Source organism: Amycolatopsis sp. NPDC059235 (genome assembly GCF_042754125.1).
GTDB lineage: Bacteria > Actinomycetota > Actinomycetes > Mycobacteriales > Pseudonocardiaceae > Amycolatopsis > Amycolatopsis albidoflava.
Map to the genome: position 1 here is coordinate 13,706 of NZ_JBHZAG010000055.1, position 25,053 is coordinate 38,758.

The 25,053-nt window shown below is 68.5% G+C and carries 27 protein-coding genes; 14 read left to right on the forward strand and 13 right to left on the reverse strand.

The window, feature by feature from the left end; all coding sequences use genetic code 11:
• Positions 1–18 precede the first annotated feature (18 nt).
• Positions 19–780: a GntR family transcriptional regulator gene (locus ACFXI3_RS29830; protein WP_378403950.1), complete on the reverse strand. Its 762-nt coding sequence runs from the start codon at positions 778–780 to the stop codon at positions 19–21.
• Positions 781–886: 106 nt separating this feature from the next.
• Here ACFXI3_RS29830 and ACFXI3_RS29835 point away from each other — a divergent pair, with 106 nt between their 5' ends.
• On the forward strand, positions 887–1,165 hold the full coding sequence (locus ACFXI3_RS29835; RefSeq protein ID WP_378403952.1) for a hypothetical protein: 279 nt from the start codon (positions 887–889) through the stop codon (positions 1,163–1,165).
• 99 nt (positions 1,166–1,264) lie between these two features.
• A complete protein-coding gene (locus ACFXI3_RS29840) occupies positions 1,265–1,582 on the forward strand; it encodes a multiprotein-bridging factor 1 family protein (RefSeq protein ID WP_378403954.1) in 318 nt (105 codons plus the stop codon).
• 84 nt (positions 1,583–1,666) lie between these two features.
• Here ACFXI3_RS29840 and ACFXI3_RS29845 read toward each other — a convergent pair whose 3' ends face one another.
• Positions 1,667–2,089, reverse strand: a complete 423-nt coding sequence (locus ACFXI3_RS29845; RefSeq protein ID WP_378403956.1) for a YybH family protein — start codon at positions 2,087–2,089, stop codon at positions 1,667–1,669.
• Positions 2,090–2,192: 103 nt separating this feature from the next.
• Here ACFXI3_RS29845 and ACFXI3_RS29850 point away from each other — a divergent pair, with 103 nt between their 5' ends.
• From ACFXI3_RS29850 to ACFXI3_RS29865, 4 genes are all read left to right on the forward strand, one after another.
• Positions 2,193–2,567, forward strand: coding sequence for a YciI family protein (locus tag ACFXI3_RS29850; RefSeq protein WP_378403958.1), 375 nt, complete (start codon positions 2,193–2,195; stop codon positions 2,565–2,567).
• Complete coding sequence (locus ACFXI3_RS29855) at positions 2,564–3,757, forward strand: RNA polymerase sigma factor (protein WP_378403960.1); 1,194 nt, start codon at positions 2,564–2,566, stop codon at positions 3,755–3,757. Before ACFXI3_RS29850 ends, ACFXI3_RS29855 begins: the two co-directional genes overlap by 4 nt.
• A gap of 109 nt (positions 3,758–3,866) precedes the next feature.
• Positions 3,867–4,526, forward strand: coding sequence for a DedA family protein (locus tag ACFXI3_RS29860; protein ID WP_378403962.1), 660 nt, complete (start codon positions 3,867–3,869; stop codon positions 4,524–4,526).
• Positions 4,527–4,706: 180 nt separating this feature from the next.
• Positions 4,707–5,336 (forward strand): hypothetical protein, encoded by a 630-nt coding sequence (locus tag ACFXI3_RS29865; RefSeq protein ID WP_378403964.1) that lies wholly within the window; start codon positions 4,707–4,709, stop codon positions 5,334–5,336.
• Between the two features lie 3 nt (positions 5,337–5,339).
• Here ACFXI3_RS29865 and ACFXI3_RS29870 read toward each other — a convergent pair whose 3' ends face one another.
• The gene (locus tag ACFXI3_RS29870) at positions 5,340–6,239 is read right to left on the reverse strand and encodes an EamA family transporter (RefSeq protein ID WP_378403966.1); all 900 of its coding nucleotides are present in this window, start codon (positions 6,237–6,239) and stop codon (positions 5,340–5,342) included.
• Between the two features lie 87 nt (positions 6,240–6,326).
• On the opposite strand from ACFXI3_RS29870, the gene ACFXI3_RS29875 reads away from it, so the two are divergent.
• A complete protein-coding gene (locus ACFXI3_RS29875; protein WP_378403968.1) occupies positions 6,327–7,232 on the forward strand; it encodes a LysR family transcriptional regulator in 906 nt (301 codons plus the stop codon).
• Here the strand turns inward: ACFXI3_RS29875 and ACFXI3_RS29880 are convergent.
• A complete protein-coding gene (locus tag ACFXI3_RS29880) occupies positions 7,229–7,783 on the reverse strand; it encodes a TetR/AcrR family transcriptional regulator (protein WP_378403970.1) in 555 nt (184 codons plus the stop codon). The genes ACFXI3_RS29875 and ACFXI3_RS29880 overlap by 4 nt on opposite strands.
• A 63-nt stretch (positions 7,784–7,846) precedes the next feature.
• Between ACFXI3_RS29880 and ACFXI3_RS29885 the strand changes: the two genes are divergently transcribed.
• Positions 7,847–8,977: a serine hydrolase domain-containing protein gene (locus tag ACFXI3_RS29885; RefSeq protein ID WP_378403972.1), complete on the forward strand. Its 1,131-nt coding sequence runs from the start codon at positions 7,847–7,849 to the stop codon at positions 8,975–8,977.
• Here the strand turns inward: ACFXI3_RS29885 and ACFXI3_RS29890 are convergent.
• Positions 8,931–9,491, reverse strand: coding sequence for a DedA family protein (locus ACFXI3_RS29890; protein WP_344265897.1), 561 nt, complete (start codon positions 9,489–9,491; stop codon positions 8,931–8,933). The genes ACFXI3_RS29885 and ACFXI3_RS29890 overlap by 47 nt on opposite strands.
• 155 nt (positions 9,492–9,646) lie before the next feature.
• On the opposite strand from ACFXI3_RS29890, the gene ACFXI3_RS29895 reads away from it, so the two are divergent.
• Positions 9,647–10,564, forward strand: a complete 918-nt coding sequence (locus ACFXI3_RS29895) for an SDR family oxidoreductase (RefSeq protein ID WP_344265894.1) — start codon at positions 9,647–9,649, stop codon at positions 10,562–10,564.
• Positions 10,565–10,612: 48 nt separating this feature from the next.
• Here ACFXI3_RS29895 and ACFXI3_RS29900 read toward each other — a convergent pair whose 3' ends face one another.
• Positions 10,613–11,581: a helix-turn-helix transcriptional regulator gene (locus ACFXI3_RS29900; protein ID WP_378403974.1), complete on the reverse strand. Its 969-nt coding sequence runs from the start codon at positions 11,579–11,581 to the stop codon at positions 10,613–10,615.
• 128 nt (positions 11,582–11,709) lie between these two features.
• Positions 11,710–13,494 carry a 2-isopropylmalate synthase gene (gene leuA, locus ACFXI3_RS29905; protein WP_344265888.1) on the reverse strand — a complete coding sequence of 595 codons (1,785 nt, stop codon included), beginning with the start codon at positions 13,492–13,494 and terminating at the stop codon, positions 11,710–11,712.
• Between the two features lie 244 nt (positions 13,495–13,738).
• Between leuA and ACFXI3_RS29910 the strand changes: the two genes are divergently transcribed.
• Positions 13,739–14,116 carry a hypothetical protein gene (locus ACFXI3_RS29910; RefSeq protein ID WP_378403976.1) on the forward strand — a complete coding sequence of 126 codons (378 nt, stop codon included), beginning with the start codon at positions 13,739–13,741 and terminating at the stop codon, positions 14,114–14,116.
• 533 nt (positions 14,117–14,649) lie between these two features.
• Here ACFXI3_RS29910 and ACFXI3_RS29915 read toward each other — a convergent pair.
• Together ACFXI3_RS29915 and ACFXI3_RS29920 are read right to left on the reverse strand one after the other, a co-directional pair.
• On the reverse strand, positions 14,650–15,312 hold the full coding sequence (locus ACFXI3_RS29915) for a hypothetical protein (RefSeq protein WP_378403978.1): 663 nt from the start codon (positions 15,310–15,312) through the stop codon (positions 14,650–14,652).
• 107 nt (positions 15,313–15,419) lie between these two features.
• Positions 15,420–16,010, reverse strand: a complete 591-nt coding sequence (locus tag ACFXI3_RS29920; RefSeq protein WP_378403980.1) for a nitroreductase family protein — start codon at positions 16,008–16,010, stop codon at positions 15,420–15,422.
• A 236-nt stretch (positions 16,011–16,246) separates the two neighbouring features.
• On the opposite strand from ACFXI3_RS29920, the gene ACFXI3_RS29925 reads away from it, so the two are divergent.
• Both ACFXI3_RS29925 and ACFXI3_RS29930 read left to right on the forward strand, forming a co-directional pair.
• Positions 16,247–17,512, forward strand: coding sequence for an aspartate kinase (locus tag ACFXI3_RS29925; RefSeq protein ID WP_344265876.1), 1,266 nt, complete (start codon positions 16,247–16,249; stop codon positions 17,510–17,512).
• Complete coding sequence (locus tag ACFXI3_RS29930; protein WP_378403983.1) at positions 17,512–18,552, forward strand: aspartate-semialdehyde dehydrogenase; 1,041 nt, start codon at positions 17,512–17,514, stop codon at positions 18,550–18,552. The genes ACFXI3_RS29925 and ACFXI3_RS29930 overlap by 1 nt, the downstream gene beginning before the upstream one ends.
• A 48-nt stretch (positions 18,553–18,600) precedes the next feature.
• Here ACFXI3_RS29930 and ACFXI3_RS29935 read toward each other — a convergent pair whose 3' ends face one another.
• From ACFXI3_RS29935 to ACFXI3_RS29945, 3 genes are all read right to left on the reverse strand, one after another.
• Positions 18,601–19,059 carry a hypothetical protein gene (locus ACFXI3_RS29935; RefSeq protein ID WP_378403985.1) on the reverse strand — a complete coding sequence of 153 codons (459 nt, stop codon included), beginning with the start codon at positions 19,057–19,059 and terminating at the stop codon, positions 18,601–18,603.
• Between the two features lie 92 nt (positions 19,060–19,151).
• Positions 19,152–20,252 carry a DUF4034 domain-containing protein gene (locus tag ACFXI3_RS29940; RefSeq protein WP_378403987.1) on the reverse strand — a complete coding sequence of 367 codons (1,101 nt, stop codon included), beginning with the start codon at positions 20,250–20,252 and terminating at the stop codon, positions 19,152–19,154.
• A gap of 11 nt (positions 20,253–20,263) precedes the next feature.
• Positions 20,264–21,715: a M48 family metalloprotease gene (locus ACFXI3_RS29945; protein WP_378403989.1), complete on the reverse strand. Its 1,452-nt coding sequence runs from the start codon at positions 21,713–21,715 to the stop codon at positions 20,264–20,266.
• A 177-nt stretch (positions 21,716–21,892) separates the two neighbouring features.
• Here ACFXI3_RS29945 and ACFXI3_RS29950 point away from each other — a divergent pair, with 177 nt between their 5' ends.
• Positions 21,893–23,083 carry an RtcB family protein gene (locus ACFXI3_RS29950; RefSeq protein ID WP_378403991.1) on the forward strand — a complete coding sequence of 397 codons (1,191 nt, stop codon included), beginning with the start codon at positions 21,893–21,895 and terminating at the stop codon, positions 23,081–23,083.
• 58 nt (positions 23,084–23,141) lie between these two features.
• Positions 23,142–23,519 carry a hypothetical protein gene (locus ACFXI3_RS29955; RefSeq protein ID WP_378403993.1) on the forward strand — a complete coding sequence of 126 codons (378 nt, stop codon included), beginning with the start codon at positions 23,142–23,144 and terminating at the stop codon, positions 23,517–23,519.
• A gap of 346 nt (positions 23,520–23,865) precedes the next feature.
• Here ACFXI3_RS29955 and ACFXI3_RS29960 read toward each other — a convergent pair whose 3' ends face one another.
• The gene (locus ACFXI3_RS29960; protein ID WP_378404022.1) at positions 23,866–25,014 is read right to left on the reverse strand and encodes an MFS transporter; all 1,149 of its coding nucleotides are present in this window, start codon (positions 25,012–25,014) and stop codon (positions 23,866–23,868) included.
• Positions 25,015–25,053: the final 39 nt, after the last annotated feature.

Here is a 25,053-nt window from a genome sequence, read left to right on the forward strand (position 1 = left end):
TCAGTTCCGTGTGGACAGTCAATCGGCAGGCCACTCGTACGACAGCTCGTAGCGGTCTGCGGCAAGGACCATGTCGTTCATCTCCAGCGGCCTCCCGTCCGTGCCGTGGGCCACGCGCGTGACGGTCACAACCGGGACGCCGTCGGCGAGTTGAAGCTGCGATGCCTCGACAGGGTTGGGCATCCGAGCCCCGACATGTTCCACGAACGACGCGAGTTCGTGCCCCGCATCTTCCAGTCGGGCGTACGTACCGCCGCTGCCCGTATCCACCTGCTCGATCGCGGTGTCGCGCGTCAGCTCGCGTGGAAGGCGCGACACCGCGAGCTGGACGACGAGCCCGTCAGCGCGCATTACCCGGTCTCGCACGGTTACTTCAGCGCCTTCATCGATCGCAAGATGCTTGGCCGCACGTGCGTCGGCCCGTTCGAACCGAACCGTGACTGACGACGATGGTGCGAAGCCGCGTGCTGCGGCGTCAGCGAGAAATGCGCCGCGGTTCTTCGCCCGCGCCTCTTTCGACAGACGAGACCGGGCGATGCGCTGAATGCTGGCGGGCGGCCGCACGAACACGCCGCGACCATGTTCGGCGATCACGAGACCCTCACGCCGCAACACGTCCACCGCGTCGCGCACTGTCGGACGGGACACGCTGTAGACATCCACCAATTCGCGTTCGCTCGGCAGCTGATCGCCTGGCGCGTACTGACCGGCTGCGATCTTCTCGCGAAGGTCGGCCGCCACCTGCCGAAACGCGGGAACTCCGCTAGTGCGATCCACCATGCACCCATTCTGCCACTGGTCCACTTGTCTTGACCAGTTGCGAGCGATGTGCGACGGTTAGTGGATAAGACGTCAATACCAGTTGGCGAGGTGGGATGTGGAAGCGATGCGGATCACGGGCGAGCTGCCCTGCGGCGAGGTGGCTACGGTGATTTATTCGGTGCACAGGTGGACGTGTGACGGCTGGAACCATCAGTTCGAACGGAAGCTGTTCACTCCTGGGGCGGAAGTGTTCTGGCCGAAGTGCACGTCCGGCTTGCAGTTGCCGCAACGGATGGCATTCGCCGATGAACTGTCCGAGGAACTGGGGCCGGACCGCGACCATCGCTACGACTGCCGGACGTGCTTCCGCGAAGGACTGCGCAGTCCGAAACGGGCGTGGTGAGCGTGGGCCATTGGATCCAGTACGACGGCGCCGAGATCGTCACCGATCCCGATACTGGCGAGATCATCGCCGACAGGACCGAAGAGCAGGACACGACGAGTGTGCACGAACGACCCGGAGCGCCAGCCGAATCTGTTGCCGAAGATGGCGGGCAGCGCGCTCCGCGAAGCCCGGGAGGCAAGAAAGTGGGGCGTCCGCGAGCTTGCCCGGCGGATCGGCGTCTCTCCAGGGGCTATCCCCGAGTGGGAGCAGGGGCGGCGCACGCCTAGCCCGCTGATCGTCGCGCGCATCCTCGGCTCGCTCGGCACCGTCGGCGACGAGCAGGAACGGATCTTGAACCTTGCGCTCCTTTACCGGCTCCGAAAAATCGTGTCCGCCTACCCGATCTGTACCTGCCGCGACGACCCCGACGCCTGAACTCCCGGCCGCCGAGATCCTCCGACTGTCCGTGAAGGGCTCCTTGCAGGAATCAGATTCCCGCAAGGAGCCCTTCACGGCTTTTCAGGGCTGGAGATCGACGGCGGCGCGGAACGAACCGTCCATGTGGAACGGCGTCGAGCTGTGCTCGTGCGAGATCAGCCAGCCGTTTTCGAGCCGCCGCAAGGCAAACGTGCTGCGGAACCAGAGGGTGAACGATTCGCTCGCGCCGCGCGGGGTCGCGGTCAGTTTGGTCAGCGCCGTCACCACCGCCAGATCGCCGGACACGGTGATCTCCTCGTCGTGGTGGGTGCGGGAAATCGGACCGTCGAAGGTGCTGAACCACTGCGTGACGTAGTCCGCGGAAGCGCCGGTCGTGCGCAGCGGCGGGGCGAGGTCGAACCGGACCGCCTTGTCGGCGTAGCAGGAGACGAGCCGCTGCGGGTCCTTCGCGTGCGTCGCGGCGGTGTGCTCGGCCAGCAGGTCGCGGATCTCGTTCTCGGACATTTTGTGGTCTCCTTCTCCTCAGGCGGTGCGTTCGTCCGGGACGTCGAAGCTGTCCGCGCGGCTTCGACATCAGGGGTAGAAGACTTTTTCGAGGAGGCTTCGGATGAAGTATCTGGTCCTGATCTACGGCAACCCGGCGTCGCGCGCGGCTTGGGCGGGGATGACCGACGAGCAGAAGGCCGAGGGCCTGCGCGCCTACCAGCGGTTCCACGAGGAGCTGGAAGGCGAGCGGATCGTGTCCGAGCGGCTGGCCGCGCCGGACCTGACGAAGCAGGTCCACGTGCGCGCCGACGGCGTCAGCACCACCGACGGCCCGTTCGCCGAGATCAAGGAACAGCTCGCCGGCTTCTACCTGCTGGAATGCGCTTCGGAGGCCCGCGCGCTGGAGATAGCCGCGCGGATCCCGGAGGCCCCGTTCGCGACGATCGAGGTGCGGCCGGTGATGGGCCTGACCGGCGACGTCGACTTCGAGCTGTGATCGACAGCCTCCTGCGGGATCTCATCCCCCAGGTGCTGACCGCGCTCGTGCGCCGCTACGGCGATTTCGGCAAATGCGAGGACGCCGTGCAAGAGGCCCTGCTCGCCGCCGCCGTGCAATGGCCGAAGGACGGTGTTCCGGACAACCCGAAGGCCTGGCTCATCACGACGGCCTCGCGGCGGCGGATCGAGATGTGGCGCACCGAAGCCGCGCGCATCCGTCGTGAGGAGACGGTGGCGGCGATGGAACCGCCGTCCTTCGAACTCGTGCCGCAGCAGGACGACACCCTCACCCTGCTGTTGCTCTGCTGCCATCCGGCCCTGACCCGGCCGTCGCAAGTGGCTCTCACTTTGCGGGCCGTCGGCGGCCTCACCACTGCGGAGATCGCGCGGGCGTATCTCGTCCCGGAGCCGACTATCGGCCAGCGGATCAGCCGGGCGAAACACAAACTGCGCGGGGCGGAGTTCGCGTTGCCGCCGCAGGACGAGCTGCCGGAACGCGTCGCCGCGGTCTTGCAGGTGCTGTACCTGGTGTTCACCGAAGGCCACACCGCCAGCTCCGGCAGCGCGGTGAACCGCGTCGAGCTGACCGCCGAGGCGATCCGGCTCACCCGGCAACTGCACGCACTGCGGCCTGCCGACGGCGAGGTCGCCGGACTGCTCGCCCTCATGCTGCTCACCGACGCCCGCCGGCCCGCCCGCACCGGTCCGGACGGAATCCCCGTGCCGCTGGCCGAACAAGACCGCTCGCGCTGGGACGCGTCCGCGATCGCCGAAGGCAGCGCGCTCATCGAACACGCGCTGGCCACCACCCCGGTCGGCCCCTACCAGCTGCAGGCCGCGATCGCCGCCGTGCACGACGAAGCACCGACCGCTGACGCGACCGATTGGCCGCAGATCCTGCTGCTGTACGACCTTCTCCAGCAGATCGCCCCCGGCCCGATGGTCACCCTCAACCGCCTGGTCGCGCTCGCCCGCGTCGAAGGCCCGGCGCTCGCGCTGAACGAACTGGACGCCGCCGACGTGGACCACTACCGCGCTGACGTCGTCCGCGCGCATCTCCTGGAACTGTTCGGCGACCCGCAAGGCGCCCACGACTGTTACGCACGCGCCGCCCAACGCACGTTGAGCCTGCCGGAACGGGAGTACTTCGAATCGCGCGCTTTGCGTGTTATGTCGGAAAAACCCTGAAAAACCCCTGCCGTAAGACGGACCCCACCCCCGACTCCAGGTGGACGCGAGGATCGCCGCGAGCTGGGTACCCTGCGGAGACCAGGCACGAATCACAAGGGGGTTGGCAGTGAACATCGACCACGTGCTGGAGGCGATCCCTCCGCTCTCGGTCTACCTGTTGGTGGGCTTGGTGGTGATGGTCGAAAGCCTGGGCATCCCGCTGCCGGGGGAGATCGTGCTGGTGAGCGCGGCGCTGCTGGCGTCGTCGCACAGCGGGCTGAACCCGGTGTGGATCGGCGCGCTGGCCACCGCGGGCGCGATCATCGGCGACAGCATCGGATACCTGATCGGCCGCAAGGGCGGCAAACGGCTGTTCGCGTGGGCGGGCCGGAAGTTCCCCAAGCATTTCGGCCCCGATCACATCGCGAGCGCCGAACGGATGTTCCACAAACGCGGCATGTGGGCGGTGTTCTTCGGCCGGTTCGTCGCGGTGCTGCGCATCCTGGCCGGCCCGCTCGCCGGGTCGCTCAACATGCACTACCCGCGCTTCCTGATCGCGAACGCCCTCGGCGGCATCGTGTGGGCGGGCGGAACGACGGCGCTCATCTACTACCTGGGCGTGGTCGCCGACAAGTGGCTGAAGGGCTTCCAGTGGGCAGGCCTGGGCGCGGCGCTGGTGATCGGCGTGGTGGTGACGCTGGTGCTGAAGAAGCGCATGGCCCGCCACGCGGCGGAGTCGGCCTCGTCTTCGTCCTCGTCGTCGGAGAAGAACGACGCGGTGGCCTGACGTTTTCGGCCCTGGGATTCCCCCGGTGAGTCTTCGGACTCGCTGGGGGTTTCTGTTCACTGGCCCGGAAATAAGCGATGCCCCGGGCGGCATGCTGAAAGCAGAGGCGACCCGGGGCGTACTAGGCCATACTAGCACATCCCCCCTCGACCGAGAGGGGATGAAGAGGAGGGGCGGCTGATGCCGGAGGAGCCGGGGTGGATCCGGGACGGCTTGTCGACCCCGAGGTTCGCGCCGTATCTCGCGAAGGCAGACGGCGATCTCGCCCGGGCTTGTGCGTTGTACTGGTGGAACATCGAGGTTTCCGCCGCCTTCTACCCCGCGCTGCATTGCCTGGAACTGGCGCTGCGCAACGGTTTGCACCGCACCTTGGCGACGGCGTTCGACCGGGAAGACTGGTGGCGGGTCGCCCCGCTGCGGTCCGACGGCGTGCGCAAACTGGCCGAGGCCCGGCGCAAGCTGACCGTCCGCGAACGGCGGCAGACCCCCGACGATCTCGTGGCCAACCTGTCTCTCGGATTCTGGGTGTCGACCCTCAGCAGCGCCTACGACCGGACGCTGTGGGTCCCGCACCTGCATCGCGCGTTCGCCTTCTACCGCGGCAAACGGCGCGATCTGCACACCGATTTACGCACCGTTCTGCTGTTTCGCAACCGGATCATGCACCACGAGCCGATTCACCACCGGCATCTGTGGAAGGACCACGAGACGATTCTGCGCGTGCTCGGCTATCTGGTCCCGGAGCTGGCCGGTGAGCTGAAGACCTACGACCGGGTACCCGAGTTGCTGCGGCAGCGTCCCACCGGATAACCCTCACACTGGCAGCAATTCCTCCGGCGTAACAGCGGGCTTCCGCCGCAACGACCCCAGCAGCACCCCGCCGATCACCACCGCCGCGGCGACCAGCGTCAGCACTGTCGGCACCTCGCCGAGGATGAAGAACGACGCCGTCAACCCCACCACCGGCACCAGCAGCGAGAACGGCGCGACCACGCCCGCCGGGTTGCGGCGCATCAGGGTGGTCCAGATGCCGGACCCGATGACCGTCCCGAAGATGACCACGTACGCCAGCCCCGCGACGCCGATCAGACCCGTTTTGGTGCCGAGCGTCGCCAGCGAATGCCACGCGGCGCCGGGGCCCTCGAAGATGCTCGACAGCGCCAGCATCGGCAGCGGCGGCACCACCGACATCCACAGCGTCAGGTGCAGCGGGTTGTCCGGCTCGGCGCGGCGCATGCTCAGGTTGCCGATCGCCCAGCTCAGCGCGGCCAGCAAGGTCAGCACCACCGGCACCAGCGCGGCGTGGGCGGACTGCTGCCACGCGATCGCGGTCATGCCCGCCACCGCGAGCAGGATCCCGGCCAGTTGCCGTCCGGAGACGCGTTCCCGCAGCAGCACCGCGCCCAGCAGCACGGTGAACGGCGCCGACGCCTGCAGCACCAGCGACGCCAGCCCGGTCGGCATGCCCAGGTGCATCGCGACGAACAGGAACGCGAACTGCCCGGTGCCGAACCCGAGCCCGTAGCCGAGGAGGTAGCGCAGCTTCACCCGCGGCCACGGCACGAGGAAAACCGTCGGGATGGCGATCAGCAGGAACCGCAGCGCGCCCGCGAACATCGGCGGGAATTGGCCGAGTGTGGCGTGGATCGCAATGAAGTTGAGGCCCCACAGGACGGCGACGAACACAGCGAGCAGACGGTCCCGGATGGCCATGCTTCTTACTGTGCCTAGGCAAACTTTGAAGCACCAGCGAGAATAACTGCACTGACTGTGTAGCGTTGCTTCACATACACTGCGCGGATGGACTTGGGCAGGCTCCGGACGCTGCGCGAATTCGCCGATCGGGGCAGCGTCACCGCCGCCGCTCAGGCGTTGCACTGCACGCCGTCGGCGATCTCGCAGCAGTTGCGCGCGTTGCAGGCGGAGGTCGGCATCGCGCTCACCGAACCGGCCGGTCGCGGGCTTCGGCTCACCGACGCCGGCCGCGCGCTCGTCGCCCGCGCCGACGACGTGCTGGCCGCGCTGGACCGGGCCGAAGCGGAGCTGGACACCTACCGCAGCGCCCCGCGCGGCCGCGTGCGGATCGCGATCTTCCAGTCCGCGGGCCTGATGCTGCTGCCCGGCCTGCTGCGCCGCATCGGCCAGCACGAGAACCTCGAGGTCGACGTCCGCGACGTCGACATGGTCCCTCCGCAGGTGCCCGGCCTGGTCGCGGACTACGACGTCGTCGTCGCCCACCGCGACGAGCACGCGGCCGAGTTCGACACCGAACGCCTCGACGTGGTCCCGCTGCTGCGCGAACCGCTGGACGTCGCCCTCCCGGTCGGCCACCGCCTCGCCCGCAACCGCCGCGTCGGCCTGGCCGATCTCGCGGACGAACGCTGGATCTCGGTAGACCACGGCTTCCCGGTCGACGACGTCCTCCGCTCGCTGACCGTGCGCACCGGCGTGCGGCCGCAGATCGTCCAGCGCATCAACGATTTCCGCATCACCGAACGGCTGGTCGCGGCCGGACACGGGATCGCGCTGATGCCTCGGTACACAATGGACACTCGGCGCGGCAGCGGATTGGTCGGCCGCCCGCTGGCGGGGATCCGTGCGGCGCGGCTGGTGGAAGTGGTGTGCCGCACCGGTGCCGCGAACCGGCCGGCGGTGGCGACCGTGATCGACGAGATGCGCGCCGAAGTAGCCGCCCTCACGACCTAGCCGGGTTCCCGGGCGGGCAGCCCCCGCAGCAGGGTGTCGAGGAAAAGCTCGAACCGCGGTGCGTCCGGCCCGAGGTCGAGCGGGTTTTCCCGGACGGCGAGCCAGCTGACCGTGCAGGTGATGAAGATGTACCAGCTCTGCTCGGCCAGTTCCGGCGACACCCCGGCATTCGTGAACGCGGCGACCACCTCGGTGTGCAGCCGGCCGAACGAATCCGCGTTGTGCCGATGCGGCCGGGACAACCGGCTCGCGTAACCGGGTACCGCGAGAAACTGGTCGTGCATCGCCCACGCGACCTTCGCGAGCCACGGCCGCCAAGCCCGGCGCGGCGGCCCCTCCTCGGGAAGCACCCGATCCAGCACTACCTCGCTGACCAGGTCGAACAGCGCGTCCCGATTGGCGACCCAGCGGTAGAGCGCGCCATGCGTCACGCCGAGCCGCGCGGCCAGCTCGCGCATGGTCAGCGTGTCGAGATTCCCGGCGGACAACGCGGCGTCGACGATCCGCTCGCGGTCGAGCTGTGCGGGACGGCCGGGCCGCGGTCGAGTCATAGCCGGGGACTCTACCGAGAAGAATTAGTGACCATTGGTTACAAACGGGTGTAGCGTGGCGGCATGGCAGACATCAAGGGCACCGTGCGGCCCGGCTTCGAACAGGTGCGGGACGAGTTCGCCGCAGTAGCCGACGGATCCGCACAACTGGCGGCGTACCACCGCGGTGAGCAAGTGGTCGACCTCTGGACCGGCGAGGACATCGATGGAGATTCCCTGATCGGCGCGTACTCCGCGTCGAAAGGGGCGGCGCATCTGACCGTCGCGCTGCTGGTCCAGGACGGCGTACTGGACCTGGACCAGCGAGTGAGCCACTACTGGCCGGAGTTCGCGGTCGAAGGCAAGCAAGACGTCACCTTGCGAGAACTCCTCGCGCACCGAGCCGGAGTGGTCGGCTCCGACGAAGGCTTCAGCCGTGCGGAGCTCGCGGACGACCGGATCGTCGCCGAACGCTTGGCTTGGCAGCGCCCCTTCTGGCGGCCCGGCACCGCATTCGGTTACCACGCATTGGTAATCGGCGCGCTCAGCGGCGAAGTCGTCCGCCGCGTGACCGGCCGCACCCTCCAGGAAAACTTCGCCGATCGCGTCAGCGGTCCGTACACAGTGGACTTTCATCTCGGCCTGCCCGCCGACCTTGAGCCGCGATTCGTTGCCACGCAACCGATGGTGCTGACCCCCGAACGTCAGCTCCCGCTGCCCGCCGCGAACAGCCTCCAGGGCATCGCGTTCAACCGGCACCACCCGGACGGCCCGGAAGTGTGGGAACTGCCGAACCTGCCGGAGGTCCGGCGGCTCGGTCCGGCGTCGTTCGGCGGGGTCGCCTCAGCCCGCGGTCTGGCCCGGATGTACGCGGCGCCGATCAGCCCGCTGGACGGCGAATCGCCCTTGCTCAAGCCGGAAATCATCGCCGAGTTCGCGCAGATCCATTCCATCGGGCGCGACGTGGTGCTGGGCGAGCAGAAGGCGTTCGGCATCGGATTCCACGCCACCGGCGAGCGTTACCCGGAGCTGGGCCAGGGCAGCTTCGGGCACAGTGGCGCGGGCGGCCAGCAGGCGTTCGCCGATCCCCGAAACGGCATTGCGTACGGCTACACCCGCCGCCGCATCCCGTTCCCCGCGGCGGCCGCTCCAGAGAACGAATCGCTGATCAGGGCGCTGTACTCGGCGCTGCGTGGCGTCGAATCCCAAGGGTGATCGCCGAGCCCAGCAGCACCGCGATGGTCAGCGACAACGCCAGGCTCACTCCCGGCTCGGCAACCAGCTGGCCACCGGCGTAGCCGAGGAACGCGACATACGAGGTCCACAGCAGCACGCCCACCGCGGACGCGGTCAGAAACTCGGCGAACCGCCACCGCAACGAGCCGGCCAGCAGCGCGCCGACCGTCCCGCCGGAAGGCAGCCACCGCGCGACCACCAAGACCGGCCGAGGGTGTCGCTGCAGCCGCCCGTCGAGCCAGGTCAGCCCGGCGGCCAGCTTGCGCCGGCGGCCCAGCCGGGTCAGCATCCGCGCCCCGCCGAACCGTCCGAGCGCGTACAACGCCTGGTCAGACAGCAGGCAGCCGAGGCTCGCGACCGCGATCACGACAGCCAGCGACGTCCCGTGCTGCGCCGCGGCCACGCCCATGCCGAGCAGCGTCACCTCGGTGGGCAACAGCGGCACCAGCGAGACGACGAACAGCAGCACCAGCCCAGCCGTCGTAGCGTTCATGTCTCTATTAACCGCCTTGCCAGTCCAGATGAGTCCCAATCACCGGCACTTCACAGCAAGGCACAGCCGGGACACAGATTCCGCGAACCCGGACAGAGGATGTCAGGGTTCGCGCGCACGCTGGTGGTCCACCGAGAGAAAAGGGGACGAACGGAATGAGCGGGGAACTGGCGGGCAAGGTCGCGCTCGTGGCGGGCGGCACGCGCGGGGCGAGCCGGGCGATCGCGATCGAGCTGGGCCGGGCCGGGGCGTACGTGTACGTCACCGGTCGCACGACGCGCTCCGGACGGTCCGAAGTGGACCGTCCGGAGACCATTGAGGACACTCTGGAGCGGATCGAAGCCGCCGGCGGCAAGGGAAGCGCGCTGCGGGTCGACCATCTGGTGAGCGACGAGGTCGCCGCGCTCGCCCAGCGGATCGACGCCGAGCACGGCGGGCTCGACATCCTGGTCGACGGCATCTGGGGCGGCGACCGCTACCTGGAGTGGGGCAAACCGGTCTGGGAGCATTCGCTGGACGCCAGCCTGCGGATGATGCGGCTGTCCCTCGACGCCCACCTGATCACCAGCCACCATCTGTTTCCGCTGGTCATCCGCCGTCCGGGCGGGCTCGTGATCGAGTTGACCGACGGCACCGCCGAGTACAACCGGAAGTACCGCGAGGGCACTTCGCTGCCCTACTACCTGGCCAAGGCGGCGATCAACGTCCTGGCCGTCGGCGAGGCGGCCGAGCTGAAAGCGCACGATTGCACGGCGATCGCGTTCACGCCGGGTTGGCTGCGTTCGGAGGCGATGCTGGAGATCTTCGAGGTCACCGAGGAAAACTGGCGCGACGCGACGGTCCGCGAGCCGCACTTCGTGATCTCGGAGTCGCCGGTCTTCTCCGGCCGAACGGTCGTCGCACTCGCCGCCGACGCGGACCGGCACCGCTGGACCGGCCAGACCGTTTCCAGCGGACAGCTGGCGAAGGTCTACGAGATCGACGACGTGGACGGCAGCCGCCCGGACGCGTGGCGGTACATCACCGAAGTCCAGGAACCCGGAAAACCCGCCGACGCCACCGGCTACCGCTGATGTCCGTGAGGGGAACCCTGAGGGACTCTGATTCCCTCAGGGTTCCCCTCACGGACGGTTGCGGTCGGCGAGCGCCTGACCGAATTCCGCGACCGCGGCGCGGATCTCCGGCGGGGTCAGCACCTCGACGCCGGGGCCGAGTGAAACCAGCTGTCCGACGGCGACTTCCTTGCCCTCCATGGCGAACTCGGCCTCGGCCCACCCGTCGTCGTCCTTCGGGCCGAGCGACACCAGCACCTCGTTCACGTGCTCCGGCCCGAAAACCCGTCGCAACGCCCCCGCCGCGGACCGGTCGAGCCGAGCCGTCACCTTCAACGGCAGCGGCATCTTCTCGAACTCGGCCGAAGACGCCCGCCACCAGTCAGCAAGTGAGAATTCTTCCGGCCGCGCAAAGGTTTCCCCGGTTTCGGCGACCGCCTCCAACCGAGAGACGCGATACGTCCGCAGGTCTTCTCCGACCCGCGCCACCAGGTACCAAACCCCGGCTTTCAACACGAGCCCCAGCGGATCGAGCGTCCGCCTGGTGACCTTGTCGCGCCGCCGATAGCGCACGTCGAGCTGCCGTTGCGTCCACACTGCCCTCGCGACCGCAGGCAGCGCGGCGACGTCGTCCGGCGAGCTGAACCAGGCCGAGGCGTCGAGATGGAACCGCCCGGCGACCGTCCGAGCCTGTTCCTGCAGCTGAGCGGGCATGCTCGCGGACACTTTCGCGTGCGCCGCGGCCACTGCAGTGCCGAGGCCGAGCCCGGCGAGCGCGTCCGGCACGTCGAGGGCCAGCAGCGCGACGGCCTCCCGCGAGGTCAGGCCGTCGAGCCTCGAACGCCAGCCGTCCACGAGCCGAATGCCGCCGTGCCGCCCTGATTCACTCCAGAGCGGCACGCCGGCTTCGCGCAACGCGGCGAGATCGCGCCGCATCGTCCGTTCGGTCACGCCGAGTTCGTCGGCCAGCTCCCCGACGGTGCCCGCGCGTTTGCGGTGCAGCGTGAAGAGCAGCGCGACCAGACGCTCAGCCCGCACACCTACCTCCCGCCCGGCCCCGACCGCCTAACCGCCCCAATGTGGCATTGGGTGCATGCGATGCACCGAACGCCACATTGGGTGCGTGTGACGCACCCAATGCCACATTGGGGCGCATCAGGCTCGGGTCAGCGGTTGGCCCGGTTGACCGCGCTCACCACGGCACGCAGCGAAGCGGTGACGATCGACGGGTCGACCCCGATGCCCCAGAACACGCGGTCGGAGATCGCGCATTCGATGTAGGACGCGGCGCGCGAGTCGTCGCCAGGGCTCAGCGTGTGCTCGCTGTAGTCCAGGAGCCGCAGGTCATAGCCCACAGTGGACAGTGCGTCGAAGAACGCGGCGATCGGCCCGTTGCCGCGGCCGGTGATCTCGTGCTCGTCGCCCTCGACCTTCACCGTGGCCTCGAGGTCGTACTCGCCGCCGCCGTTGTCGGTGACCCGCTGCTTGATCAGCTCCAGCGGGGTCTTCGACTCCAGGTACTCGGCCGAGAACGCGCGCCACATGGTGGCCGGGTCGACCTCGCCGCCCTCGGTGTCGGTGTAGGCCTGGATGACCTTCGAGAACTCCATCTGCAGCCGGCGCGGCAGGTCGAGCTGGTGCTCGGCCTTCATGATGTAGGCGACGCCGCCCTTGCCGGACTGCGAGTTCACCCGGATCACGGCCTCGTAGGTGCGGCCGACGTCCTTCGGGTCGATCGGCAGGTACGGCACCTCCCACGGGTGCTCGTCGACCGGGACGCCCTTCTTGTCCGCGGCGTCCTTCATCGCGTCGAGACCCTTGTTGATCGCGTCCTGGTGGCTGCCGGAGAAGGCGGTGAACACCAGGTCGCCGCCCCACGGCGAGCGTTCCGGGACGGGCAGCTGGTTGCAGTATTCGACGGTCCGCTTGATCTCGTCCATGTCGGAGAAGTCGATCTGCGGGTCGATGCCCTGGCTGTAGAGGTTCATGCCCAGCGCGACCAGGTCGACGTTGCCGGTGCGCTCGCCGTTGCCGAACAGGCAGCCCTCGATCCGGTCCGCGCCTGCCTGGTAGCCCAGTTCGGCGGCGGCGATGCCGGTGCCGCGGTCGTTGTGCGGGTGCAGCGACAGGATCACCGAATCGCGGCGCTCCAGGTTGCGGCTCATCCACTCGATCGAGTCGGCGTAGACGTTCGGGGTCGCCATTTCGACGGTCGCGGGCAGGTTCAGGATGACCGGCTTCTGCGGCGTCGGCTGCCAGATTTCGGTGACCGCGTTGCACACCTCGAGCGCGTACGACAGCTCGGTGCCGGTGTAGGACTCGGGCGAGTACTGGAAGCGGAAGTCGGTGTCCGGCTGCTTCGCCGCCAGCTCGACCACCATTTCGGCGGCCTGCGTCGCGATCTTCTTGATGCCCTCGCGCTCCTCGCGGAACACCACGCGGCGCTGCAGGATCGAGGTGGAGTTGTAAATGTGGACGATCGCCCGCGGCGCGCCTTCGAGCGCCTTGAAGGTGCGCTCGATCAGCTCGGGACGGCACTGGGTCAGCACCTGGATGTGCACGTCGTCCGGGATCGCGCCCTCTTCGATGATCTCGCGCACGAAGTCGAAATCGGTCTGCGAGGCGGCCGGGAAACCGACCTCGATCTCCTTGTAGCCCATGCGGACCAGCAGGTCGAAGAACTTGCGCTTGCGTGCGGGAGACATCGGGTCGATCAGCGCCTGGTTGCCGTCGCGCAGGTCGACCGCACACCACAGCGGCGCGCGCTCGATGCGCTTGTCCGGCCAGGTGCGGTCGGGTACGTCGATGTTCTCGACTACGTCGTACCAGGGGCGGTACCGGTGCACCGGCATGGACGTGCCGCGCTGCGGATTCCACGAGGGCTGTCCGGCGGGCGCGGGACGGGAGGGCGTGCGCAGACGGGAGTTAGTGGTGCGGGGGTCGGTGCTCATCGCGGGAAAATCTCCTGACGGGTTCGGTGCGTACGACCGGCACCACAAAGCCCCGCGACGAGGAGCCGGTCAGATCAGGCCCCGTCGCGGCAGCGAAGCAGGAGTTCACGCGCCACGAGGTCACTGTAACCACCCGACGCGCCGAAAGGAAAGCCGCCCGCCGCGATCGAACTGTTACGTCGGGTGGCTGATACCTGTTACTAGCGGGTAGCGGGCCGCGAAGCGACGTGCCAGACTGCCCGGCATGGGCGAGCACGCGGAACAAGCGCAGGAAACCGAGGCGAAGGCGCGACCCCAGCGCACCCCGGTGGACTGGCGGCGCACTCGTGAGCGCACGGTGTCGTTCATCGCGTCACTCGTGCGCTGGGTCGGCCTGCTGTTCGCCGCGGTCTTGGTGCTGCACGTGATTTTCGTCATCGGCGAGGCCAACCAGGGCAACGGCATCGTCTCGTTCGTGCGCAGCTGGGCCGACGGGCTTTCGCTCGGTTTCAAGGACCTGTTCACGCCTGGCGACGCGAAGCTGCGGGTGCTGGTGAACTACGGCATCGCCGCGGTGTTCTGGCTGGTTGTGTCGGGGATTCTGGCGAAGATCATCCGTCGGGTCGGGGGCGCTGGCGCCTGATCACGGCTGCCAGACGAGCGGATTTTCCCGGTAGTCCGTGCCCTTGGCCAGCCAGGCGAAAGAGTCGTCGTGGTACTTCGCGCCGGTCACCGTGGTGCCGGGGATGGCCAGTTCCATCGTGCAGGTGCCGTAGGCCGCGCCCTTGGCCGTGATGTCGCCGGTGGTCGTCGCCGAGATTCATCCGGGCCAGCTCCGCCGCGGTGCCCCGGTAGATGCGCGTCACCGTGATGCCGACCGCGCCGACGGGCGAGGTGTCGGTCGTGAACGGCACCACGGCTTTCTCGCCGATTTTGAGTTTCGTGCCCGGCTTGGTGTAGGCGATCTTCTTTCGCGCGGGCGCACTGGTCGAGGCTGGCGCTGAAGCCGAGGCGGTGCCCGGCGGCGGTGCGTCGGCCGCGCTCGAACACGCGGACAGCGCGAACGCCAACGCCGCGACCACAACGATCGGTCTTCTGCCAGACATCAAGCTCCCCCAGGACGCGAAGAGGGGCGCCAGTCCTCGACTGACGCCCCTCGGAGGTCTCGCGCCCAGCTTACTGCCAGGTCACCGCGTCCTTGCCGTAGTCCGTGTTCGGAGCCAGATCCCGGTAAGTGCTAGCCCCGTAGCTAGCCCCCTTGACCTCCGCACCAGCCGGGGCCAGCGCCAGCACGCAGCTGGTGTACGAAGCGCCCTTCGTCGTGAACGCCTTGCCCGCGTTCCCGCTGTCGCACTTCTCGAACTTGCCGATCACCGTCACGTGCGGGCCGCTGGTGCCGTCCGCGAGGAGGCCGTTCATCAGGCCCAGCGAGCTGTACGAGAAGTCCGAGCCGGTCTCGTTCGTGACCTTGACCTGCACGTAGTACGGCGTCATGCCCTTCGCTCGGTCGCCGAGCTTCAGCGGGGCGAGGTCAGCCTCGACGCCCTTGTCGATCCCGGTCACCGTCACGCCGATCGCGCCGGTGTTCTTCTGCGACTTGAACGGCACCACGGCCTTCTCGCCGATCTTCAGCTTCGTGCCCTGCTTCGTGTACTCGGCCGAGGCGGAGTCGCCGGCGGGCGCGGCGGCGGAGGAAGACGGAGCCGCCGCCGAGGACGAAGCGGGCGGCGTGGCGATCGCCGGAGTGGGAGCCTTGTCGTCCGAGCTGGAACATCCGGACAGCGCGAACGCCATCGCCGTTGCGGAAACCGCCATCAAAACCGGCACCCCAGTACGCATCTCGTCACTCCTTGAGGAATCTCCCACCGATTCAGTGGCCTGACCGGTTTGGTGCCTATCAGACCTCGGAAGCGGGGCACCGGTTCCCTCGAATGCTCACGGATCGGTCACAGTGCGGGCGAACCCCATCGGTCGCCGAACGCGAACTCCTCGAGCGGCAGCCGTCGCCGCGGGGCGAGTTCCCGTTCGATGCGGCGCGGGTCCTCCAGTACCGAAGGGTCGGCGGGGGAGCCGACGGCGATCGCCACCCGGGCCACCGCGTCGGAAGGCAGGCCGAATTCCTCGTGCACCCGCTCCGGCGAGAAGCCCGCCATCTGGTGCGCGATCAGGCCGAGGTCGACCGCTTGCAGGACGAGGTTCTCGGTCGCCAAGCCCAGTCCGTAGTCGGTGTAGGGCACCTCGCCCTTCTCGTTCGTGGTGACCATCACGCCGATCAGCAGCGCGCTCGCCCGGAACGCCCACGCCTGGTTCCCGGAGTTCAGCGTCGCGAGGAGGCGCGGGAACACCGGATCGCCCCGTCGGCCGACGAGGTAGCGCGCTGGCTGGGTGTTGCCGAAAGACGGCGCCCACCTGGCGGCTTCGAGCAAGGCGGTCAGCTGTGCGGCGGTGATCTCGGCGGTCTCGTCGTAGGCCCGCGGGCTCCAGCGCTCGGCGATGGCCGGCGCGACGGGGACGCTCGTCTCGGCTGGTTTGCGCATGCGCCGAACCGTAGTACGACCGGGAGTGCTCTCCGTCACTCCGGAGGAAGGGCTTCGAGCTTTCCCCTGGCGTCAAGGAAAATTTACTTCCAAATGCTCCGAAGGGGCCGTGGCGGACCACTCGATGGGGTGGCGGGCGCCGTTCTCGCCGGTAGGCTCTTCTCCAAATGAAGGGCCGTGGGCGCTCCTCGGTGCCCTCCAAGGAGTACGCCCCGGCCCGTCAAGGAGGTTCGGGCGTGGCCCTCGTGGTCCAGAAGTACGGCGGATCGTCGCTGGAAAGTGCCGACCGGATCAAGCGCGTGGCAGAACGGATCGTCGCGACCAAGAAGGCGGGCAACGACGTGGTCGTCGTGTGCTCGGCGATGGGCGACACCACTGATGAGCTGCTCGATCTGGCGCAGCAAGTGAACCCGGCGCCGCCGGAGCGGGAAATGGACATGCTGCTCACCGCCGGTGAGCGCATCTCGAATTCGCTGGTCGCGATGGCGATTTCCGCCCAAGGCGCGCAAGCCTGGTCGTTCACCGGTTCCCAAGCGGGCGTGGTCACCACGTCGGTGCACGGCAACGCGCGCATCATCGATGTCACTCCGAGCCGCGTCACCGAGGCGCTGGAGCAGGGTTACGTCGCGCTGGTGGCCGGTTTCCAAGGCGTGGCACAGGACACCAAGGACATCACGACGCTCGGCCGAGGCGGTTCCGACACCACCGCGGTGGCGCTGGCCGCCGCGCTGAACGCGGATGTCTGCGAGATCTATTCCGATGTGGACGGTGTGTATTCGGCCGACCCGCGGATCGTGCCGGACGCCAAAAAGCTCGACACCATCCCGTACGAGGAGATGCTGGAGCTCGCGGCGAGCGGATCGAAAATCCTGCACCTGCGTTCGGTCGAGTACGCGCGCCGCTACGGCGTGCCGATCCGAGTCCGTTCTTCTTACAGCGACAAGCCGGGCACCACGGTGGCCGGATCGATCGAGGAGATCCCCGTGGAACAAGCGCTGATCACCGGTGTGGCACACGACCGCTCGGAAGCGAAGATCACCGTGACCGGCGTGCCGGACCACGCCGGAGCCGCGGGCAAGATCTTCCGGGTCGTCGCCGACGCCGAGATCGACATCGACATGGTGCTGCAGAACGTGTCCAGCACGTCGTCGGGCCGCACCGACATCACCTTCACGCTGTCGAAGGCCAACGGGGCCAAGGCGGTCAAGGAACTCGAGAAGATCAAGGCCGGGATCGGCTTTGAGTCGGTGCTGTACGACGACCACGTCGGCAAGGTGTCGCTCGTCGGCGCCGGGATGCGCTCGCACCCGGGCGTCACGGCGACGTTCTGCGAGGCGCTGGCCAACGCGGGCGTGAACATCGAAATCATCAACACCTCGGAGATCCGCATTTCGGTGCTGATCCGCGACGCGCAGCTGGACGAGGCCGTGCGTGCGATCCACGAGGCGTTCGAACTGGGCGGCGACGAGGAAGCCGTCGTCTACGCGGGGAGTGGTCGCTGATGGCACAGGGTCTTCGGATCGGCGTGGTCGGGGCGACCGGCCAGGTCGGCGCCGTGATGCGCAAGCTGCTCGACGAACGGAACTTCCCGGTCGAGCAGATCCGGTACTTCGCCTCGGCCCGCTCGGCGGGACGCACGCTGCCGTGGCGCGGCGAGGAAATCACCGTCGAGGACACCGCGACCGCTGATCTGTCCGGTTTGGACATCGCGCTGTTCTCCGCGGGCGGCGCGACCTCGCGCGAGCAGGCGCCGCGGTTCGCCGAGGCGGGCGCGATCGTGGTCGACAACTCGTCGGCCTACCGCCGCGACCCGGACGTGCCGCTGGTCGTCAGCGAGGTCAACCCGGAAGCCATCAAGGACGCGCGCAAGGGGATCATCGCGAACCCCAACTGCACCACGATGGCCGCGATGCCGGTCCTCAAGCCGCTGCACGACGAAGCCGGCCTGGTGCGGATCATCGCGAGCACCTATCAGGCAGTCTCCGGAAGCGGCCTGGCCGGCGTCGACGAACTCGCCGCGCAGGTGAACGCCGTCGCCTCGCGCGCGGCCTCGCTCACGCACGACGGTTCGGCGGTCGAATTCCCGGCCCCGGCCAAGTACGTCGCGCCGATCGCGTTCAACGTCCTGCCGATGGCCGGGTCCATTGTGGACGACGGCACGTTCGAGACGGACGAGGAACAGAAGCTGCGCAACGAAAGCCGGAAGATCCTTGGCATCCCGGAGCTGCTGGTTTCGGGTACGTGCGTGCGCGTCCCGGTGTTCACCGGACACTCGCTGTCGGTGAACGTCGAATTCGAGCGGCCGCTGTCGGTCGAGCGGGCGACGGAACTGCTGTCGACCGCGCCGGGCGTGCAGCTGGCCGACGTGCCGACGCCGCTGCAGGCCGCAGGCATCGACCCGAGCCTGGTCGGGCGCATCCGCACCGACCCGGGCGTCCCGGATGGTCGCGGCCTGGCGCTGTTCGTGTCCGCGGACAACCTCCGCAAGGGCGCGGCGCTGAACACGGTGCAGATCGCCGAGCTGGTGGCGCAGAACCGCTGAGTTTCCCGGTAAAACTGCCCGGTCCCTTGTTCAGGGGCCGGGCAGTTTTCACTTCTTCTTCTGCCGCGGCTTGAGCGGTTTCAACCCGAACGCGGCCCGGAACTCCGGCTTCTGCAGCGGACGCAGGACGGCCTGCATCAGGAAGCCCCACAGGATCAGCCCGACCGGTGCGCCCGAGGAGCCCGAACTCGTGGCCAACGCCACGATCGCACCGAGCAGCAGCATCGCCATGAACCCGCACTCCAGCCAGATGAGCGCGAGCACGACGGTGCGCTGACGCCTGCTCAGCAGGACGGCGCACACCACCAACGCGATGGTCAGCGCCGAGTTGATCGCCATGATCGTCACCGGAAGGGCCACGGCGCTCGAGGTGCCGCCAAGCCCGAGCAGGTATCCGACGAACGCCGCGAGAGCCAGGTAAACCACGGCCTGGCCGCCGATCGCCCACCGCATCGACCGGATTCCTCGCCGCACCTCCTGCTCCGCGTTCGCACCGGACGCGGGCATGGGCTGATCAGGACTGGACGGGAACACCGCGGACACCACCTCAGGTCGGGAGCCGGGCCAGGGGACCACGCGGCGCCCGGGACCGGTCCCGGCTACTTGGCCAGCCGGCAGGCCCGGCTCCGGATCTTCCGGAACTCGTGCACCGAGCCGAACGCGTGGTAGGACCACACAAAACCGTCCGCGTGCGCGCCGAGGTGCCGGAACTGCTCGATCGCTTCCTCGCCGCGGTTCAATTCCACCAGTGCGCGGGCAGCGAACGCGCGGCTGTCCCGGGCTTCCGGCGCGTCGCGGCCATCGCCGTCGAGCCAGGGCAGCAACGTGTCGAGGGCTTGCTCGACCCGCTTGTCCTGCCACGGGTTCTTGACGTCCGCGGCCCACATTTCAAAAGCGGCCGCCAACGGCAGCCACGCCAGCTTCGGATGCTTCGCCGCGCCTTCCTCGGCGAACTCCCACATCAGCTCGTGCGAGCCGAACCACTTCGCGCACCAGTACTGCATCGCGCGGCCGTGCGCGGCGACGTGCAGCGGGTCGCGCTCCATGACTCCGGCCCATACTTCGCGGAAATCGTCGCGCGAGTACTGGCGGCCCATCGCGATCGAGCACCGCTTTTCCCACGGCGTCGGGTCTTCCGGGGCGAGGTCCGCAGCGAGCTGACAGGCTTCGTCGGCCTGTTCGAGGACGCGCCGGAAGCCGGCGAATTGCTCCGCGCTGACGTTGCTCGCCCGATGCGAGCTCCGGATCTGCCAGGCGACCTCCGTGAGCGAGTCCGCGTGGACGATGGCGGCGTCCGCGTCGTCGGGACGGGCGGCGCGCCAGGCTTTCAACGCGGTGTCGTCGTCGGCCGCGGCCTTGGAAAGGACGCTCACCGCGGTGCTGCGACGGTCCCAATCCGTGCCGATTCCGGCCAGCAAGTCGGCACCCGGCTGCCATTCTCCGGCTCGGTAGGCGTCCCGGGCGACGCGAAGCGGTTCGGGCAGCAGCCGTTCTTCGGTGATGTCGTCGTCCGCGGGCAGGCCGAAGCGGGCGACGTCCGTCTGCTTGAGCGGCGGGGTGAGGTAGCGGGCCATGTCCTCCTGGCTGAGGGTCTCCATGAAGTCGAAAGTGCCCATTCCGCGCTGCTTCGCGTCTTTCGCGACCGCCTTCATCATCCGGCGGTATTTCGGAACGGTGTAGAGCTTGATCAAGCCGAGCAAGGGTGTTCCTCTCAGGAATGAACCGGGGCGAGCAACGCACGGAGCGCGGCGGTGTCCCCATCGATCGCCGCGCCGACGGCGGGATCCAGTTCGGTGGCATACGGTTCGGCCAGTACCAGCTTCGCCGGCCCGGACCAGGACAGTTCCCAGTGCGCCGCATCGGCCTTGGCGAGCCGCGCGTGCACCACAATGGACAGTCTGTTGTGGACTGAGTGCCGGTAGAACTCGCGTTTCGCCCGCAGCCCGGCCCCCGCCGGTGCGGGGTTCTCCGGGTCGGCAAGGTCCTCGATGCGCCCGGCGTCGAGCAGGTCGAGCAGCTCGTCGACGCTGCGGCTGCGGCGAATTCTCAGCGCCTCGGCCTGAGTGGAATCGCGCATCCCGATGTCGACCAGGCTGGCCCAGTCGAGCTTCTTCTTCGAGGCCGCGTCCTCGGTGAAGCCCGTCGCCAGTACCGCTTCGAGCAGCTCCGAACCGTTGCGCAGGAGATCCGTCGCGGGCCGTTCGCCGCCGGGCGGCACCGGGATGGCCGGCGCGGCCTCCAGCAACGCGATCCGTTCGGAGATCGGCGGGTGGCTGTCGTATTTCGAGGCAGGCCGCGACGGCGGATTCTCCCGCAGGGAAGCCATTTCCTCCGCGCGGTTTTCGTCGGCGAGCAGTAGCTGATAGCCCCCGGCCAGCTGCTTCGGCAGATATCCGGAGGACCAGGCGACCGTCGCGTAGTTCTCCAGGAAGACCCACCAGGCCGCGTCCAGGACTTCGGTCTCGCGCAACGCGGTGGTCGCGGCCGTGGTGCCCGCGGCCCGCGCGGAGGCGATGTCCGCGGCGAGTTCCTGTTCCTGGCTCACGCGCGCCGAGACCCGGTAGTACACGGCGGCATACGCGGTGAAGACCGGCCGCAGCAGCCGGCCGGACCCCGAGGAGCGGAGTCCGTTCACGACGCGCCCGATCGTCTGCCGTCCGCGATAAGTCGCACCGGCGAACCGCGTGTGGCGATTGCTGTAGTGGCCGAGTTCGTGCCCGACAATGGCCCGGAGCTGACTGATCCGCAGCCCGGCGAAAAGCTGCGCGCCGATGAACATCCGGCGCCGCCGCACGCGCAGCCCCGCCCAATGCGTCTCCTCGGTCACCCCCGCGTTGACCTGGGGCAACAGGTAAATCTCGTCCGGCGGCCGGGTGCCGACTTCCCGGGCGAGTTCGCGGACGGCCGCCCACAGCTGCGGCTGCTCCTCGGGCGTGACGGGCACCCCGTCCACGTCGTCGCGCGATCGCTCGTAGGTCACCAGGGCGGCGAACAGCACGTACAGCACCGGACCGACGAGGAAGGCGAGCCGTTCCGCGGTGAACGGACTGTGGCGGAACGCGGCGATCTCGAGCCAGATCAGCGACCCGGCGACGGCGAGCACCAGTACCGGAAAACCGGCCAGCAGCAAGACAGCGAGCAACGCCCGCGGCGAGTTCTTCATCGAAAAACGGAATCCTCCCCAAGACCGGCACCCTGGGCGAACCGGTCGTCCGAGCCCGTTATCGACGCAAACGCCGATTTCGTTTCATGCGTGCCCCGATGACGGAAAACCCGTTGTCGCGAGCGGCCCGGTGCCGGATGCTGACTTGAGCAAACTTCGTTCTGGGAAAGGAAAGTCATGTACACGGCAGTGGACGGCGCGCGGGTTCCGATCCGGATGTGGGCAGACCCCGCTTCGGTCGAAGACCAAGCGATGCGTCAGCTGCGCAACGTCGCCAACCTTCCGTGGGTGCACGGCGTCGCGGTGATGCCCGACGTCCACTACGGCAAGGGCGCGACGGTGGGCAGCGTCATCGCCATGCGCGACGCCGTCTCCCCGGCCGCGGTCGGCGTCGACATCGGCTGCGGGATGAGCGCGGTGCGGACGTCGCTCACCGCTCGCGACCTGCCCGACGACCTCGGCAAGCTCCGCAAGCGGATCGAATCGTCGGTGCCGGTCGGGTTCGGGCTGCACAAGACGCCGGTCAACACGGCGAAGGTGCACGGAGTCGGCGGCTGGGACACGTTCTGGAAGTCGTTCGGCGACCTGCACGAGGGCGTCCAGGACCTGCGCAAGCGAGCGCACCTGCAGGTCGGCAGCCTGGGCGGCGGCAACCACTTCATCGAGGTCTGCCTCGAACAGGGCGGAGCCGACGAGGGCCGCGTGTGGCTGATGCTGCATTCGGGTTCGCGCAACATCGGCAAGGAACTCGCTGAGCGGCACATGGCGATCGCGCGGAAACTGCCGCACAACCGGGATCTGCCGGATCCCGACCTGTCGGTGTTCGTCGCGGACACGCCGGAAATGCGGGCGTACCGGCGCGACCTGTTCTGGGCGCAGGACTACGCGGCGCGGAACCGGGCGACGATGATCGCACTGGTGAAGCTCGCGGTCGCGGAGGTCATTCCCGGAACCAGTTTCGACGACCCGATATCGTGCCATCACAACTATGTCGCCGAGGAAACCTACGACGGCGTCGACCTGCTCGTCACCCGCAAGGGCGCGATCCGGGCCGGCTCCGGGGATCTCGGGATCATCCCGGGCAGCATGGGAACCGGCTCGTACATCGTGCGCGGACTCGGCAACACCGCGTCGTTCGAATCCGCGTCCCACGGCGCCGGACGGCGGATGTCGCGGACGAAGGCCCGCAAGACGTTCACCGCCGCCGACCTCGCCGCGCAGACCGCGGGCGTGGAATGCCGGAAGGACACCGGGGTCGTCGACGAGATCCCGGCCGCGTACAAGGACATCGAGACGGTGATCAAGGCACAGACCGACCTGGTCGAGGTGGTCGCGCACCTCAAGCAGGTCGTGTGCGTGAAGGGCTAAGCGATTCCCGCGGGCGAACCGCACTGGTCCGCCCGCGGGACCCGCTACCCTGAAGTGCATGAAGTACTGGGGGGCGGTTGTCGCCGTGGTGGCGGCCGGAACGCTGCTGGCCGGATGCGACCAGGTCGATTCGGCGGTCAATCAGACGAATTCCGCGGTGGACAAGGTCTCCACGTGCACCGAGGCGCTGGGCCTGGCGGACCTGAACCCGTTGGTGGACGGCGAAAAGCTCAAAGCCCGCGCGCAAGACAAGGAACGACGGCTGCGCGAACTGGCGGCGAACGTCAAGGAGGAGGACGTCAAGAACGCCCTCCTCGGCATGGCGGACTCGTACGTCCAGGTGCAGAAGGAACACCTCGAGGACGCCGGGGTGATCGCCCGGTGGACGAAGCGGAACCTGGAGAAGCTCGACGGGCTGCGCAAAGCCTGCACCTGACCGGGCACCGCTGGCCTTTGCCCGCCCCGACCCGGCGACCTGCTTCGACCTGCCCCGACCCGATCTGACGGCCCGCGAGCGTGACCCCGATGCCACATTGGGTGCGTTGAACGCACCGAACGCCACATTGGGTGCGTGGGATGCAGTGAATGCCACATTGGGTGCGTGGGATGCAGCGAATGCCACATTGGGTGCGTGGGATGCAGCGAATGCCACATTGGGTGCGTGGGATGCAGCGAATGCCACATTGGGTGCGCCGGATGCAGCGAATGCCGCTATGGGTGCGCGGGATGCTCCGAACGCCGCATTGGGCGCGTTGAACCCACCGAACGTCACATGAGGCGGTTCAGCGGCGAGCCCGAACCGCGGCCGCCAGCGAAGGCGTCCGCACCGAGCTCCGGCGCAGCGACCACACCAGACCCAGCGCCGCCAGCGCCAGTCCGCCGAATCCGGCCGCCGCGAAACCCCACGCCGGGCTCGAATGGTCGATCGCGAACCCGACCACCGGGCTCCCCGCGGCCAGTCCGAGCCGCGTCGACGCGTCCTGCAGTCCCATCGCCTCGCCGCGGACCGCGGGCGGGGCGAGTTCGCTGACCGCCTCCGTGGTGGCCGCGAGCGTCGGGGCGCAGACCAGATTCGTCGGGATCAGCACGAGCATCAGCAGCCACCACGGCTGCGTCACCAGCCCGACCGGGATCACCAGCAGCGCGAGCAGCAGCATCAGCAGCCCCTGCGGCAGCGACTTCCGCACCGCGCCGTGCACGATGCCGCCGATCATCGACGCCGCGCACATCACCGCGATGACCAGGCCGGTCCAGCCGACGTCGCCGTGCGAGCGCAGCGCGGCCAGCGTCGCGACCTCCGTGCCGACCAGGCAGAACAGTGTCCCGGCGGCGATCAGCAGGGTCGCCAGCAGTCGTCCGGTCAGCCAGGACCGCAGCGGCGGCCGCGCGGTGCCGGTCGGGGCGAGTTCGTCCTCGTTCCGGATCGGCGGGTTGAGCAGGAAGATCAGCAGCGCGGTGACGCCGAAGATGGTGCCGATGCCGCTCAAGGTCAGCGTCGCCGACAGCCCCGAGATCGCCGCGATCCCGGCCGCCGGGCCGATCATGAACGACGCCTCGACCAGGATCGTGTCCAGCGAGTACGCCGCGCGCCGCTGTTCGGCGGGCACGAGCGCGGCCAGGATCTGCCGGGCTAGCGAGCCCGCGGGCACCGACAGCACGCCGGCCGGCAGCGCGCACACCACCAGCGCCTCATAGGAAAGATGCGGAGCCGCGAACCAGAACGCCGTGGACGACAGCCCGCACACCGCGACCACCGGGCGCAGGCCGTAGCGGTCGATGGTGCGCCCGATCAGCGGCGCGCCAAGCGCCATGCCCAGCGTGACGGCCGCGCCGACGACGCCCGCCGCGCCGTAGCCCCGGCCGAGACCGCTGACGACGTACAGCGTCAGCGTCACGCCGGTCATCGTCATGGGCACGCGTGCGAAGAACATCAGCGCCATCGACGGGCGGACCCCGGGGACGCTCAGGAC